The organism is Rhodanobacter sp. OR87, assembly GCF_000473345.1.
Lineage (GTDB): Bacteria > Pseudomonadota > Gammaproteobacteria > Xanthomonadales > Rhodanobacteraceae > Rhodanobacter > Rhodanobacter denitrificans.
Map to the genome: position 1 here is coordinate 41,864 of NZ_KI421516.1, position 13,310 is coordinate 55,173.

The following is a 13,310-nucleotide window of genomic DNA, read 5'->3' on the forward strand; positions in this document are numbered from 1 at the left end:
GGTGGGCGCACGCAGGTAATGGATAGCAGGGTCAACGCAATCACGTTTCGTGTGGGGGCTTTCCGCCGGCGCATCGCGTGGGTGTTTGCCCTGCAGTTCTTGATCGTGGCGATCGTCTGCGTCCTGGGCATCTACAACGTGGCGCACACCGCGGTGGTGATCGCGGTGATCGTGCTTACCACCGCGCTGGCCTGGCTCGCCATGCGGCGCGAATGGCGTCCGGTGCGTGCGCTGGCCCGGGTGGTGAGCCGTTGGGATGGCCAGTTGCTGGATCCGGAGTCGCTGCACCTGGAGCAATTGTCCGCCCATGCCGATGCCGACGTGGCTTCGCTGGCGCGGGGGCTGCACGGTTTCGCCACGCGCCTGGCCAGCTACAACCAGCGCGAGCGCAATTTCACCCGCGACGCCAGCCATGAGCTGCGCAGTCCGCTCACGGTGATCAAGATGTCGGTGGACATGCTGGCCGAGGAGGAAGGCCTCAGCGAATTCGGCCTGCGCTCGGTGCGCCGGATCAAGCGCGCCACCCGCGAGATGGAGGTCCTGGTGGATGCGCTGCTGATCCTCGCGCGCGAGACGGGCAGCGCTGCCGACGAGCAGTGCTTCGTCGTCAACGACGCGTTGCACAGGGAACTGGACTTCGCCCGCGAGCTGCTGATCGGTCGGCCGATCGAACTGCTGCTGGAGGAGCCGGCAGCGCTTCGCGCTGCAGGGTTCGCCGCGGGCATTCTCGGTGTTGTGCTGGCAGTTGATCCGCAATGCCTGCCAGCAGACCGAGCAGGGCAGCGTGGTGGTCAGCGTGCTGCCCGGCAGCATCAGCGTGCGTAACCGGATCACCTCGCAGGCGCCCGGCAGCGGCTACCCGGTTCGCGCCCGGGGTGCCGACCGGCACGGCTTCGAACTGGCCATAGCGCAGCGCATCAGCGAACGCTTCGCCTGGCCACTGGAGCTGCAGGCGGGCCAGGGTCAGGAAAACATCGCCCGCATCCGCTTCCCGCATCCGCTGCCGGCCGACGTGCCGGAGCGGAGTTTCAGCGAATCGTAGGAGCGCAGCTTGTGCGCCGGGTGCGCTCCTGCACCGGCGTCAACCGGCCGGTAGCGCCACCGCGAAGGTGCAGCCGGTCTTCGCCTTCACTTCGTCCAGCGTCACGCCGTCGTTGAGCTCGATCAGGGTCAGGCCCTTGCCTTTCTCCACGGAGAACACGCACAGGTCGGTGATGATCAGGTCCACCACCTGCTTGCCGGTGAGCGGCAGGTCGCACTGGCTCTTGACCTTCGGCGAGCCGTCCTTCGCGGTGTGCTCCATCAGCACCACCACGCGCTTGACGCCGCTGACCAGGTCCATCGCGCCGCCCGGACCCTTGACCATCTTGCCCGGCACCATCCAGTTGGCCAGGTCGCCGGTGCAGGACACTTCCAGCCCGCCGAGAATCGACAGGTCGATGTGGCCGCCGCGGATCATCGCGAACGACTCCGCGCTGGAGAAGAAGCTGGAGCCAGGCAGGGTGGTGATGGTCTGTTTGCCGGCGTTGATCAGATCGGGATCGAGCTGGTCCTCGGTCGGGAACGGGCCGATGCCGAGCAGGCCGTTTTCCGACTGCAGGGTGACGCTGACCCCATCGGGGATGTAGTTCGCCACCATGGTCGGGATGCCGATGCCGAGGTTCACGTAGAAGCCGTCGCGCAGTTCCTTCGCGGCGCGCCTGGCCATCGCCACGCGGATCGGGCTTTCCTTGCCGCCGGCCACGCCGGCGATGGTGCGGAACTCGATGCGCTTCTCGTACTTCGCGCCCTGCACGATGCGGTCGACGTAGATGCCCGGCACGTGGATGTTGTTCGGGTCCAGCTCGCCCACCGGCACCAGCTGCTCCACCTCGGCCACGCAGACCTTGCCGCAGGTGGCGATCATCGGGTTGAAGTTGCGCGCGGTTTCGCGGAACACCAGGTTGCCGTGCGCATCGCCCTTCCAGGCCTTGACGATCGACAGGTCGGCGGTAATGGATTCCTCCAGCACGTATTCCCTGCCGTTGAAGACCTTGGTTTCCTTGCCCTCGGCCAGCTTGGTGCCGAACGCGGTACGCGTGTAGAAGCCGGGAATGCCGGCGCCGCCGGCGCGCAGCTTCTCGGCCAACGTGCCCTGCGGGGTCAGGTGCAATTCGAGTTCGCCGGCCAGCACCTGGCGCTCGAACTCCTTGTTCTCGCCGACGTAGGAGGCGTACACGCGCTTGACCTGGTGCGTCTTCAAGAGCGGGCCCATGCCGAAATCGTCCACGCCGGCGTTGTTGCCGACGATGGTCAGGCCCTTGGTGCCGGCTTCCAGCAGCGCGCCGATCAGGTTCTCGGGGATGCCGCACAGGCCGAAGCCGCCGGCGGCGATCGTCATGCCGTCGCCCAGCAGGCCGTCAAGGGCTTGTGCCGCGCTCGGATAAACCTTGTTCATCGCTGTGCCTTCCTCAGGGAGAGTCAGCTGCCAAGGATACGACGGTTTGGCCCGAGCCGGCCTTGTACCAAGGTCGCAAGCCCGCCAGTGCGACCGCCTGCCCGAGCTTGACGGCATCATTTACGCGTGTAAACATCACAATCACTTACACGCGTAAACGGTGACCCATGGCGATCAGCGAAGCCGAGGCGGTGGTGATGGACGTGCTGTGGCGCGAGGCGCCGCGCACGGCCGAGGAGATCCTGGCCGAAGTCGGTCCGACACAGCGCTGGCAGGAAGGCACGGTGAAGTCCCTGCTCAACCGCCTGCTCCGGAAGAAGGCCGTGCATGCCGAGCGCGACGGTCGCCGTTACCTCTACACGCCGCTGCTGACGCGCGAGCAGTACGTGCAGCAGGAGAGCAAGGGCCTGCTCGACCGCCTGTTCGGCGGCCGCGTGGCGCCGCTGGTGGCGCACTTCTCCGAGCAGCGCAAGCTGTCGAAAAAGGACATCGCCGAACTGCGCAAGCTGCTCAAGGAGCTCGACGATGAGCAGTGTTGAGCTGACCGGAATCGACTGGCTCGGACGCGGCTGGCTGCTGATCCTCGCCTTCACCGCCGCCGCGCTGATGGCGGCCGCGCTGCGCCGGCCATGCCGCCGTCTGTTCGGCGCCGAGCGCGCGTTCCAGCTGTGGCTGCTACCGCCGCTGGCGCTGCTGGCCAGCCAGCTGCCGCATGCGACAGCAGCACCGGCCGTGATGTTGTCGCCGGTGGTGGTTGCGATCACCTCGGCAGCGACCGCGTTGCCGGTGTACGCCGCTGGACCGAGTGCGACCGACTGGCGCGTGTGGACTATGCTGCTGTGGCTGTTGGGCAGCATGGCCAGCCTGTTGCAAGCCGTTCTCGCGCAGGCGCGTTACCGCATGCGGCTGTGTGGCGCCACGAGCGTTGTCGATGCGCAGTCGCGCTGGCCAGTGCTGCGTGCACCCGGTCCGGATGTCGGTCCCGCCCTGATCGGCGCCTGGCGCGCGCGCATCGTGCTGCCGGCGGATTTCGAGCAGCGCTACGACGCTGGCGAACGCGCGTTGATCCTGGCCCACGAGACCGCCCATGCGCGCCGCGGCGACGGCTGGTGGTGCCTGCTCGCGCGAGTCCTTGCTGCGCTGTTCTGGTTCCACCCGTTGGCATGGTGGGCACTGGCCGCGCTGCGTCACGACCAGGAACTGGCCTGCGACGCCGCCGTGCTGCGCGAGCACGGCGCACAACGGCGCAGCTATGCGAATGCGATGTTGAAGACCCAGTCGGCCGCGTTCGCGCTGCCGGTGGGGTGCACGTGGTCCCCTCGCCATCCACTCACGGAGCGTATTGCCATGTTGAAACTGCCTTCACCGAACCGTTGGCGTCGGAACACCGGAATGATCGCCGGCATTGCCGTCGCCATCGTGGTGGCCGGCTCGGTCTATGCCGCCAGTGCGCCGCAAGGAGAGCGCCCGGCGTGGGAAGTCCAGGCAGACCATGCGACCTGGAAGGTCCGGGGTCAGGAGTATCAGTTGGACATGCAAGTCGAACTTTCAACCGACGCTGGTCACGAGCGTCATGCGGAGAATGTGGCCCTGGCGCTGTGCATGGCGCCGGGCAAGGCAGCGATGGCAAGCGTGGGGACCCTGAGGGTGGAAGCGACCACCGTGCCCGCCGGCGATCGGCAGGTGCGTATCGACCTTGCCGTGGGCAATACAGGTGAGTCGCCGCTTGCGCATAGCCAGCTGCTTGGCGCGCTTGGTCATAAATTGCACGCCGCCGGCACGGGGGGCGACGGCAAGCATGCGTATGTCATCGACGTCACGCCGCAGGCTGGCTGCCCCGCACGGGCGGTTGCCGAAGCTTCCCCGGTCAAGGTCACCGGGCACGTCACGAACAGCACGGCGCGTGCCGTGGCGGAATCGATAGCGGCGAAGGCGGGCTGGACGCTCGCCAACCCGGAGGCGCTGGGCCATGCTCCGGTCACGTTGTCGTTCAACGACATGCCTGCGGGCACGGCGATGCAACGGGTGGCCGACCTTGCCGGCATGAAGCTGGTGCTGGATGGCGAGCGGGTGCGCTTCACGCCCAGGTGACCAACCGCGTCCCGGTATACTCATGCTGTTGTCCGGGAGAACACCCACGTGAGACCGCACCATCTGTTCCTTGCCCTGGCCACCCTCGGAATCACCGGCATGAGCCACGCCGCCGTTTCACCCGTGCTGGTGATCCATGGCGGCGCCGGCGTGATCAAGCGCGACATGACGCCGGCGAAGGAGCAGGCGGTGCGCACGGCGATGGCCTACGCGCTGCAGGATGGCTACGCCCGGCTCAAGGCGGGCGGCAGCGCGCTGGACGCGGTGGCCGCGGCGATCACCGTGCTGGAGGACGATCCGAACTTCAACGCCGGCAAGGGCGCGGTGTTCACCCATGACGGCAGCAACGAGCTGGACGCGGCGATCATGGACGGCAACACGCTGCGTGCCGGCGCGGTGGCCGGGGTCGAACACGTGAAGAACCCGATCCTGCTGGCGCGCGCGGTGATGGAGCAGTCGCCGCACGTGATGCTGTCCGGCACGGGCGCCGAAGCCTTCGCGAAGGAGCACGGCATCGCCCTGGTCGATTCGTCGTACTTCCGCACCGAAGCGCGCTGGCAGCAGTTGCAAAAGGCGTTGAAGGAGGACGCCGCGAAGCAGCCGCACGCGGACGTCGAGACGGCCAAGCACTTCGGCACGGTCGGCGCGGTGGCACTGGACGCGCAGGGCCGCCTCGCTGCCGGAACCTCCACCGGCGGGATGACCGACAAGCGCTGGGGCCGCATCGGCGACTCGCCGATCATCGGCGCCGGAACCTACGCCAACAGCGGCTGCGCCGTGTCCGGCACCGGCTGGGGCGAGTTCTACATCCGCACGGTGGCCGCGCACCAGATCTGCATGAAGGTCACCCAGATGCGCGTGCCGCTGAAGCGCGCCGCCGCCGAGGTGATCAACCAGGAAATCCCCTCGATGGGCGGCAACGGCGGCGCGATCGCGCTGGATGCGCAAGGCCACATCTCGATCCCGTTCAACACCGACGGCATGTACCGCGGCTGGATCGGCGCCGACGGCGTGCCGCACGTGGCGCTCTACGGCGACGAGGACGACGGCACCGCGGAGTTGCCGGCGCCGGCGCCGGCCGATAGTGTCGCGCAGCCGTAGGTCGCACCACCGCCGCTGTTGCCGTAGGAGCCCGCTTGCGGGCGATGCTCTTTCGGGATTCGGGAAGGCATCGCCCGCAAGCGGGCTCCTACGGAAGCTTGCGCAGCTGCGCTGGAGTCAGCGCGCCGCTGATGCCGCGCCGGCTGCCGTCGGCGCGGATCAGTAGCACGCGCGGCGTCTCGCCGCCCCAGTGCGGGTCGAGCAGGAAGTTGGTGCGTTCGGGCGAGGCCTCGGCGTAGGCACGCGCGGGATAGCCGTCCATTTTCATGCTGCGCAAGCGTGCCTCGATCGTCTGGCGCAGCTCGATGCTGTCCGTCGTCACAGTGACCAGTTCGATGTTGCCAGGATCGGCGCGTTGAACCCTGGCCAGCGCTTCGAGGTTCGGTTCGCAGTAGGCGCAGTCGAGCGACCACAGCGCGAGGATGCGCGCGCCGTGCGCCGGCGGCTGCAGCAGCACGGGAACGTCGGCGGCGGCCAGTGGCTGCAGTGAGCCGGCGCTGGCCAGCGCCGGCAACCACAGGGCGAAGGCAAGCAGCAGGCGTTTCATTGCGGCAGCTCGACGAGGCGGAAACCGGTGGCGGTGTTCCACGCCACGAACGCGCGGCCCTGTTTCAGCAGCAGCTGCGGCGAGCCTGCCGCGCCGCTGCTGCGGGCGATTTCGCGTGGGACATCGAAGTGCGCGCCGTTGTCGGACGAGCGGCGCAGCATCAGCGCATAGCCGTCCGCACTTACCTGGTTCCAGGCCACCCACACGATGCGCTCGTGCACGGCCACGTCAGCATGGCCGGCACCGGCGCCGGCGATCGCCAGTGGGTGTTTCGGCGCATGGCCGGGATCGAGCTGGCCGTACCAGATCGTGGGCTGGCCTTTGGCTTCGTACCACACGGCGTGGCGGATGCCGTCGGCGCCGATCGCCAGGCCAGGGCCATGGTGCGGGCAGCCGGCGATCTGCCAGTCGCTGAAGGTGGCACGGGCGGCCTGGCTGGTCTGGCCGTCCGTGCGCAACACGGCATAGGCGTGGTCGCGGATGTTGTCGCCATAGATGCTGCGGAAGAACGCGGCGACTTCGCCAGCGGGCGTGCGTGCCAGCGCGATGCGGCAGCATTCGCAGCTCTGGTCGACGAGCTTGCGCTCGGCCACGAAGCTCTTGCCGCCATCGTCCGACCAGCTGTAGTAGATCGCGGCGCCCAGGTACGGCTTGCCGTGGGCATCGGCAGCGAGCAGGTCGCGCTTGTCGATCCAGGCGACCACGATGCGGCCCTTGTCGTCAACGGCGAGCGCATCGAAGCGATGGGTGATCTCGGCACGGTCGCGGTGCACGGTCAGCGGTTCGCTGAAGTGTTCGCCGCGATCCAGCGAGCGGGCGAAGCGCACGAAGCCGGTCCACGGCGCGGCGCGCGGTTGCGACCAGCTTACGTAGATTTCGTCGTGCGGGCCGAACGCGAGCTTCGGGCGGTTCTCGCCTTCGGCGTAGATGCGCTCGGCCGCGGCGTTCACCTCGACCGGCGCACTCAGCGTGCGGCCGTCGTCGTCGGAATGGCGCAGCCGCACGTGGCCGTCGGCCGCGTCCACCAGCCACAGCCGGCCGTGGCTGTCGAACGCGGTGCTGGCGCCCAGCTCAGGGCCTTTCGGCATCTCCATGCGCATGCCGTCGTGCGCGAACAGCGCGGGCGACAGCAGGCAGAACAGGGCGATCAGCAGGTAACGCATGGCGGTTCCTCACAGCTCCCAGTGCAGCTCGCCGAACCAGGTACGGCCGGCGTAGGGATGGTAGACCCAGTACTGCTCGTTGGTGAGGTTGTCGACGCCGAGCGCGGCGGTCCAGCCTGGCGCGAACTTCCAGCGCAGCTTCGCGTCGGCTACGGTGAAGCGGCTCACCGCACCGTAGCCGTCCACGTAGTCGCTGTTGTCCAGCGTGCCGTACTGGCGGCCGGAGTGGCGGATGCCGAGCGAGGCGTCCCACTGCGGCGCGAAGCGGTAGTCGGCGAACACGCTGGCGCGGACTTTCGGAATGCGCGGGAAGGTCTTGCCGTTGGCCAGCGGGTACTGGCGGTCCTCAAGCGTCTTCGCATGGTTGAAGGCGAGGCTGGCCTGCAGTTCGAGGCCGTCCAGCCAGAGGTCAGTGAGATTGATCTCGCCCTCGATGCCGCGGCTGCGCATCCTGTCGATGTTCTGCACGCTGGTGACGGTGGGGGTGACGGTGATGTCGGTCTGCGAGTACAGCGAATCGGCGATGCGGTCCTGGTACAGCGAGACGCGCCAGTGGCCGTGCGCAAGGTGGCGGGTCAGGGTGAGGTCGGTGGACTCGTCGGTCTCGGGCTTCAGCGCGGGATTGTTGTTGACGATCGCGTTGGCCGACAGGCTGCCCTGGAACAGTTCGGTCACGGTCGGGTAGCGCACCGCCTTGCCGTGGGCCAGGCGCAGCTCCCAGCCGTCGGCGAGGTCCCAGCTCAGCGCCGCCTTGGGCGAGAAGTCGGTACGCCGGCGATCGGCGTAATGCACGGCGTTGACCGCATTCGCGCGCAGGCCGCCGTAGGCGCGCCATTGCTCCAGCCGGCCGCCCAGGGTCAGCGCCCAGGCGTCGGCGAAGCTCCACACGTCCTGCAGGTACAGTGCGCGGGCCTGCGTGCGGCCGGCGAACGCGCTGACCTGCGCACCGTCGGCATCGCCGCGCCAGTCGCTGGCGCTGCGCACGCGGCTGTCCAGTACGTAGCGGTCGCCATGCGCGCCGGCGTACAGCATGTGGCGCTCGCCGAGCGGCCCGGAGCTGCGCAGGTCCAGCGTGTCCCAGCCGGAACCGGCCTTGTCGGCGATCGTGCCGGGCCCGCCCGTGGGCGCGCCGGGTTTGGCCAGGTTGGCGGTGGCCGCCTGCGAGCGCAGGAAGTCGTAGTGGCTGGCCACCGCGGTCCAGCGCCAGCCGTTGTCGAGGTGGCCGTTCAACTCGACGCCGTACAGCAGGTGGGTGTCGCTGGCCGAGGAGGGTGCCAGGCCGCTGGCCGGCAGGGTCCAGGTCTGTCCGGCCGCGCTGATCGCGCCGCCGGTGACCGGGTGGCCGGCAGCATCGCGGATCAGGCTGCGGGTGCGATCCTCGGCGCGGTTGCGCCACCAGCCTACGGTGAACAGCGCGGCAACCTGTTCGTTGATGTCCACGCCGACCTTCAGCTTCGCCTGGTCCTGCACCGTGTGCTCGATGCTGTTGGCGCCGTACACCAGCCGCGGCGAGCCGTTCGGGTTGCGGTCCGGCACGGCGCCGCTGACCGGCAACGCCGCGGCCGCATTGCCGCCGGCCTTCGCGGTGGCGTATTGCATCGGCTGGCCATGGTTGTCGAGCCGGCTGAATTCCAGCAGCCAGCTGAAGCGCCCCTGCTTGTCGCCCAGCGTGGCGGCAGCCTGATGGCCGTTGTAGTGGCCGCCGGCGCCGTACGCGTCGCGGTAATCCTGGCTGAAGAACTGGGTGCTCACGCTGGCGGTGAACTGCTGCGGCAGCACGGTGTGGACCAGCACGGTGCTGCCCAGCGAGTTGCCCGGGTACAGCGCGGAATACGGTCCATAGAGGATGTCGACGGCGCCGATTTCCTCGGGCGCCACCATGCCCCAGCGCGGCGCGCCGTCCCAGCCGTTGGTCATCAGGTTGGAGAGCAGCAGGCCGTCGGCGTAGACCAGGCTGCGCGCGCTCTGCAGGGTGCCGGCGTTGCGGCCGCTGATCACCGCGTTCGGATCGCCGATGTAGCGCTTGCGCACCATCATGTTCGGTGCGTACTTGAGTGCGTCGGCGCTTTCGGTGAGGTTCTGCTGCTGCAGCTTTTCCCGTTTTAGGCGGACCTGCACGCTGGGCGTTTCCATCACCATGGTGTCGCTGGCGTGTACCGAGATCGGGGCGAGGGTGGCGGCGGGGGCGGGTTCATCGGCGGCCAGCAGCGAGCTGGCGGACACGGCGAGTGCGACTGCACAAAGGCCGAGGGGTAGGGTGTTCAAGACGACACTCTGGATGGGGGTCTAGGGTTGCAAGGATAGTTCGCTGCCGTGCGCGCGACAGATGGCGCGTTGTCGCAGCGAGGGCGGCGATGGGATGCATGGGCACGGCGAAAGGTGCCCGGCGCGCTCCTGCGAATGCGGTCTAGTCTTCCCGGTCGGGGCGTTCGCGTACCGGGTGCTTGCTCAGCTTGCGCTGCAGGGTGCGGCGGTGCATGCCGAGGCGGCGGGCGGTCTCGGAGATGTTGCCGTCGCATTCGGTCAGCACGCGCTGGATGTGCTCCCATTCCAGCCGGCGCAGCGCCAGCGGCTGTTCGGGCGCGTCCGGCAGGTCGCCGTCGCTGTCGCTCTCGTTGTCGCCGTCGAGCAGGGCGCGCACCACGGCGTCGGCGTCGACCGGCTTGGCCAGATAGTCGTGGGCGCCGCGCTTGATCGCCTCCACCGCGGTGGCGATTGAGGCGTAGCCGGTCAGCAGCAGCACGCGGAGGTCCGGCACCAGAGTGTGCAGCTCGGGAATCAGGCGCAGGCCGTTCTCCTCGCCCAACTTCAAGTCGAGCACGCAGTAGCGCGGGCTGTGCCGCCGCGTCAGCGCCCGCGCCTCCTCGAAGTTGCTGGCGGTGATGACTTCGAAGCCGCGCGAGCCGAGCGCGCGCGCCAGCACACGCAGGAAGGTGGTGTCGTCGTCGACCAGCAGCAGCGGGCGGGCCGTGGCGGCATGAGGCAACTCGGTCATCGGCGGTGTTTCCTGGAAGTGGATCAGGCGCCCATTCTTGCCGGAAGCGGCGGCACTTGCACGTCCGGCAGGTTATCTCTCGGCGATCACCGCCAGTGGCAGGCGCAGACAGACCTCGGCGCCGCGCGCGGTATTGCTGGCAATCAGCTCGCCGTTGAGCCGCTCGGCCGTGGCTTCGGCCAGGGCCAGGCCGATGCCCAGCCCGGTCTGCTTCCGCGAGTAGCCAAGCAGGGTCAGCTCGCCTTCGGTGTCGAAGCCGGGGCCGTGGTCGCGCACGCTCAGCTGCAGCCACTCGCCGTCGCGCGAGACGTGCAGCGCCACCGCGTTGGAATGGTTGATGGCCGAAGCGTCGGCGGCGTTGTTGAGCAGGTTGAGTAGCGCGTGACGCAGGCCCGGCGGGGTCCGCAGCACGATCCGGGCGACGTCCTCGTCCAGCGGCAGGGTCACTTCGGCTTCCGGCCGCAGCAACTGGAAGCGCTCCAGGCAGCCGTGGATGAACACCGCCACCGTGAGCCGCTCCGGCTCTTGCGACAGCTGCGCCTTACCGAAGGCGACCATCTCGCGAAGGATCGTGCGGCAGCGGTCGACCTGGCTCTCCAGCAGCGCCAGGTCCTCGGCCAGCGTCTCGTCGTCGGCATGCTCGCGGCGCAGTTCGGGCAGCAGGGTGCGCATGGTGGACAGCGGCGTGTTGAGCTCGTGCGCCGCACCGGCGGCCTGGGTGGCGATGGCCAGGATGCCCTCGTCGCGCAGCGCGCGTTCGCGCACGCGCTGTACTTCGAGCTGCTGCAGGCGCAGGACATGCGCCAGTCGGCTGATGAAGAAACTCAGCAGCAGCGCCATGATCACGAAGTTCACGCCCATGCCGACCACGTGCAGCGTGAACCGGCTGGGCGAATCGGCGGCCATCGGCAGCGGCAGCGGCACGTACGAGTAGAGCAGGCTCACGTAGGCGACGCCGGCCAGCGCGGCCACCGTCAGTACCGCCCGGCCGGGCAGCGCCGCCGCGCTGAGCGCGATCGGCACCAGCAGCAGGGTGATGAACGGGTTGCTGGCGCCGCCGGTGAAGTACAGCAGGTAGCCCAGCACCAGCGTGTCGAAGGCGATGTGGCCGACCGCCTCCCATTCGCGCAGCGGCCACGGCTGGGTCAGCCGCCACGCGGCGAACACCGAGAACACCGCGAGCAGGCCGATGCCGAGCAGCAGCGGCAGCAGCGGAATGGCCAGCTGCATCCACCAGGCGCACACCAGCACGGCGGCGCTCTGGCCGGCGATGGCGCAGATCCGCAGCCAGGCCAGCGTGCGCGTCAGCGCAAACAGGCCGATGCGTTGGGTGGATCGGTGCGGCATGGCGATCTTCCGGGCTTGCTGAAAACGGCGTGCCCGCCGCGCCGTGCGCGACGGGCACGGCGGCTCACGTCGGCGTGTTGAATTCCTCGCTGCGCACGGGCGGCAGCGGGTTGTTGGCGACGGAGTCGGAATGGCTGCTCGACAGCTTCTTCATCAGCGGCAGCATCGCCAGCGCGATCACCGTGCAGGCCACGCCGGCGAAGCCGAGCTTGTTGAACAGCGCGGTGTAGATCGGCAGCGACACCAGCGGATCCTTGATGTCGGTCGGAATGCTGGCGAAGTTCGCCACCACGCTGCCCAGGTACTGCGAGATGCCGGATGCGACGTAGTAGGCGCCCATCATGAAGCCGCCCATCCGCGCCGGCACGTAGCGCGCGATCATCGCCAGGCCGAGGCCCGACACCAGCAACTCGCCCAGCGAATACAGGCCGTAGCCCCACACCATGATCCACGACGAGACCTGGCCGTTCACCGCGAAGCGGGCGCCGACGCCGTAGATGAAGAAGCCGATCGCCACCGCAGCGAAGCCCCAGGCGAACTTGGCCGCCACCGACGGGTTTTTGCCGACCTTGCCCATGGTGTTGTAGACGAACACCAGCACCGGGCTCAGCAGCACGATCCAGATCGCGTTGAGCGACTGGAACTGCTCGGGAATCCAGTTGAACAGATGCAGGCCGAACAGGCCGAACGAGAGGTCGACGTTGCGCTGGGCGAACAGGTTCAGCGAGGTCGACATCTGCTGGTAGAAGATGAAGAAGAAGATCGTTTGCACCGTGAGCACCAGCGCGGCGACCAGGCCGGCGCGCTCGTGCGGCTCACTGCCGCGGATCAGGTGCACGAAGATGCCCAGGATCACCACGCCGGCGGCGTACACGCACCACTTGGCGACCGTCTGGTCCTGCAGGATGAAGGCGGAGACGAACACCATGCCGATCGCGGCCAGCAGCACTGTGCCGAGGCGCTTGACGTCGACCGGCTTGTCGTCGGCCGGCGAGCCGATGTGCGCCAGCGTGCGGTGCATCAGCGTGTAGTTGACCAGGCCGAGCACCAGGCCGACCGCGCAGACGCCGAACGCGGTGTGCCAGCCCCAGGCGTCGCCGTATTTGGCACCCACGTAGTCGCGGATCCACGGCGTCAGCAGCATCGAGATGGTCGAGCCGATGTTCACCGCCATGTAGTAGATGGTGAAGGCGCTGTCGATCTTGGTGTCGTCGCCCTCGTAGATCTTGCGCACCAGGTTGCCGGCGTTCGGCTTGAAGAAGCCGTTGCCGACGATGATCACGCCGAGCGCGATGTACAGGAAGTAGGCGTTGTTGGTGGGAATCCACAACATCGCGTAGCCCAGCGTCAGCACCACGGCGCCGAGCAGCATGGTGCGGCGGGTGCCGATCAGCTTGTCGCCGACCCAGCCGCCGATCGCCGGCGTGGCGTAGATCAGTGCTGCGGCGGCACCCCAGATCAGGTTGGCCTTGCTGTCGACGAAGCCGAGCTTCTTCACCATGTAGGTGACCATCAACACCTGCATGCCGTAGAAGCCGAAGCGCTCCCACATTTCGATCAGGAAGACGGTACTGAATGAGCGCGTCTGCGAGACGGGCGGGTTCTGGGTTGCCATAGGTTTTCCGTACG

Annotated in this window: 10 protein-coding genes and 2 pseudogenes; 4 read left to right on the forward strand and 8 right to left on the reverse strand. The window is 68.2% G+C overall.

Annotated elements, in window-relative coordinates; translation table 11 throughout:
* Positions 1–18 precede the first annotated feature (18 nt).
* Positions 19–1,042 (forward strand): annotated as a pseudogene (locus RHOOR87_RS19530) (HAMP domain-containing sensor histidine kinase).
* A gap of 39 nt (positions 1,043–1,081) precedes the next feature.
* On the opposite strand, the gene RHOOR87_RS20875 reads toward RHOOR87_RS19530, so the two are convergent.
* Together RHOOR87_RS20875 and RHOOR87_RS20880 are read right to left on the reverse strand one after the other, a co-directional pair.
* Positions 1,082–1,708, reverse strand: a complete 627-nt coding sequence (locus tag RHOOR87_RS20875) for a 3-oxoacid CoA-transferase subunit B (RefSeq protein WP_231381841.1) — start codon at positions 1,706–1,708, stop codon at positions 1,082–1,084.
* 93 nt (positions 1,709–1,801) lie between these two features.
* Positions 1,802–2,557, reverse strand: a pseudogene (locus RHOOR87_RS20880) (CoA transferase subunit A); the annotation flags it as partial.
* A gap of 47 nt (positions 2,558–2,604) precedes the next feature.
* Here RHOOR87_RS20880 and RHOOR87_RS0118620 point away from each other — a divergent pair.
* The 3 genes from RHOOR87_RS0118620 (at position 2,605) to RHOOR87_RS0118630 (ending at position 5,629) form a co-directional block, all read left to right on the forward strand.
* A complete protein-coding gene (locus tag RHOOR87_RS0118620) occupies positions 2,605–2,976 on the forward strand; it encodes a BlaI/MecI/CopY family transcriptional regulator (RefSeq protein WP_007506997.1) in 372 nt (123 codons plus the stop codon).
* Positions 2,963–4,528, forward strand: a complete 1,566-nt coding sequence (locus RHOOR87_RS0118625) for a M56 family metallopeptidase (RefSeq protein ID WP_027485865.1) — start codon at positions 2,963–2,965, stop codon at positions 4,526–4,528. Before RHOOR87_RS0118620 ends, RHOOR87_RS0118625 begins: the two co-directional genes overlap by 14 nt.
* 99 nt (positions 4,529–4,627) lie before the next feature.
* Positions 4,628–5,629 (forward strand): isoaspartyl peptidase/L-asparaginase, encoded by a 1,002-nt coding sequence (locus RHOOR87_RS0118630; RefSeq protein WP_043796084.1) that lies wholly within the window; start codon positions 4,628–4,630, stop codon positions 5,627–5,629.
* A gap of 88 nt (positions 5,630–5,717) precedes the next feature.
* Here the strand turns inward: RHOOR87_RS0118630 and RHOOR87_RS0118635 are convergent, their stop codons facing one another.
* The 6 genes from RHOOR87_RS0118635 to RHOOR87_RS0118660 all read right to left on the reverse strand — a co-directional run bounded on the left by RHOOR87_RS0118635 (position 5,718) and on the right by RHOOR87_RS0118660 (position 13,296).
* Positions 5,718–6,176 (reverse strand): hypothetical protein, encoded by a 459-nt coding sequence (locus RHOOR87_RS0118635; RefSeq protein WP_027485867.1) that lies wholly within the window; start codon positions 6,174–6,176, stop codon positions 5,718–5,720.
* Positions 6,173–7,339 carry a sialidase family protein gene (locus RHOOR87_RS0118640; protein WP_027485868.1) on the reverse strand — a complete coding sequence of 389 codons (1,167 nt, stop codon included), beginning with the start codon at positions 7,337–7,339 and terminating at the stop codon, positions 6,173–6,175. Before RHOOR87_RS0118640 ends, RHOOR87_RS0118635 begins: the two co-directional genes overlap by 4 nt.
* A 9-nt stretch (positions 7,340–7,348) precedes the next feature.
* Positions 7,349–9,604 carry a TonB-dependent receptor gene (locus RHOOR87_RS0118645; protein WP_027485869.1) on the reverse strand — a complete coding sequence of 752 codons (2,256 nt, stop codon included), beginning with the start codon at positions 9,602–9,604 and terminating at the stop codon, positions 7,349–7,351.
* Positions 9,605–9,746: 142 nt separating this feature from the next.
* Entirely contained in the window at positions 9,747–10,334 is a 588-nt protein-coding gene (locus RHOOR87_RS0118650) for a response regulator transcription factor (protein ID WP_007506991.1), read from the reverse strand.
* A 72-nt stretch (positions 10,335–10,406) separates the two neighbouring features.
* Positions 10,407–11,681, reverse strand: coding sequence for an ATP-binding protein (locus tag RHOOR87_RS0118655; protein WP_007506990.1), 1,275 nt, complete (start codon positions 11,679–11,681; stop codon positions 10,407–10,409).
* A 64-nt stretch (positions 11,682–11,745) separates the two neighbouring features.
* Complete coding sequence (locus tag RHOOR87_RS0118660; RefSeq protein ID WP_027485870.1) at positions 11,746–13,296, reverse strand: oligopeptide:H+ symporter; 1,551 nt, start codon at positions 13,294–13,296, stop codon at positions 11,746–11,748.
* Positions 13,297–13,310 lie beyond the last annotated feature (14 nt).

Excerpts from the sequence above, each read along its gene's own strand:
- RHOOR87_RS0118640 (WP_027485868.1), bottom strand. The coding sequence starts at position 7,339 with ATGCGTTACCTGCTGATCGCCCTGTTCTGCCTGCTGTCGCCCGCGCTG.
- RHOOR87_RS0118620 (WP_007506997.1), top strand. The coding sequence starts at position 2,605 with ATGGCGATCAGCGAAGCCGAGGCGGTGGTGATGGACGTGCTGTGGCGC.
- RHOOR87_RS0118655 (WP_007506990.1), bottom strand. The coding sequence starts at position 11,681 with ATGCCGCACCGATCCACCCAACGCATCGGCCTGTTTGCGCTGACGCGC.
- RHOOR87_RS0118635 (WP_027485867.1), bottom strand. The coding sequence starts at position 6,176 with ATGAAACGCCTGCTGCTTGCCTTCGCCCTGTGGTTGCCGGCGCTGGCC.
- RHOOR87_RS0118625 (WP_027485865.1), top strand. The coding sequence starts at position 2,963 with ATGAGCAGTGTTGAGCTGACCGGAATCGACTGGCTCGGACGCGGCTGG.
- RHOOR87_RS20875 (WP_231381841.1), bottom strand. The coding sequence starts at position 1,708 with ATGGCCAGGCGCGCCGCGAAGGAACTGCGCGACGGCTTCTACGTGAAC.
- RHOOR87_RS0118630 (WP_043796084.1), top strand. The coding sequence starts at position 4,628 with ATGAGCCACGCCGCCGTTTCACCCGTGCTGGTGATCCATGGCGGCGCC.
- RHOOR87_RS0118650 (WP_007506991.1), bottom strand. The coding sequence starts at position 10,334 with ATGACCGAGTTGCCTCATGCCGCCACGGCCCGCCCGCTGCTGCTGGTC.
- RHOOR87_RS0118660 (WP_027485870.1), bottom strand. The coding sequence starts at position 13,296 with ATGGCAACCCAGAACCCGCCCGTCTCGCAGACGCGCTCATTCAGTACC.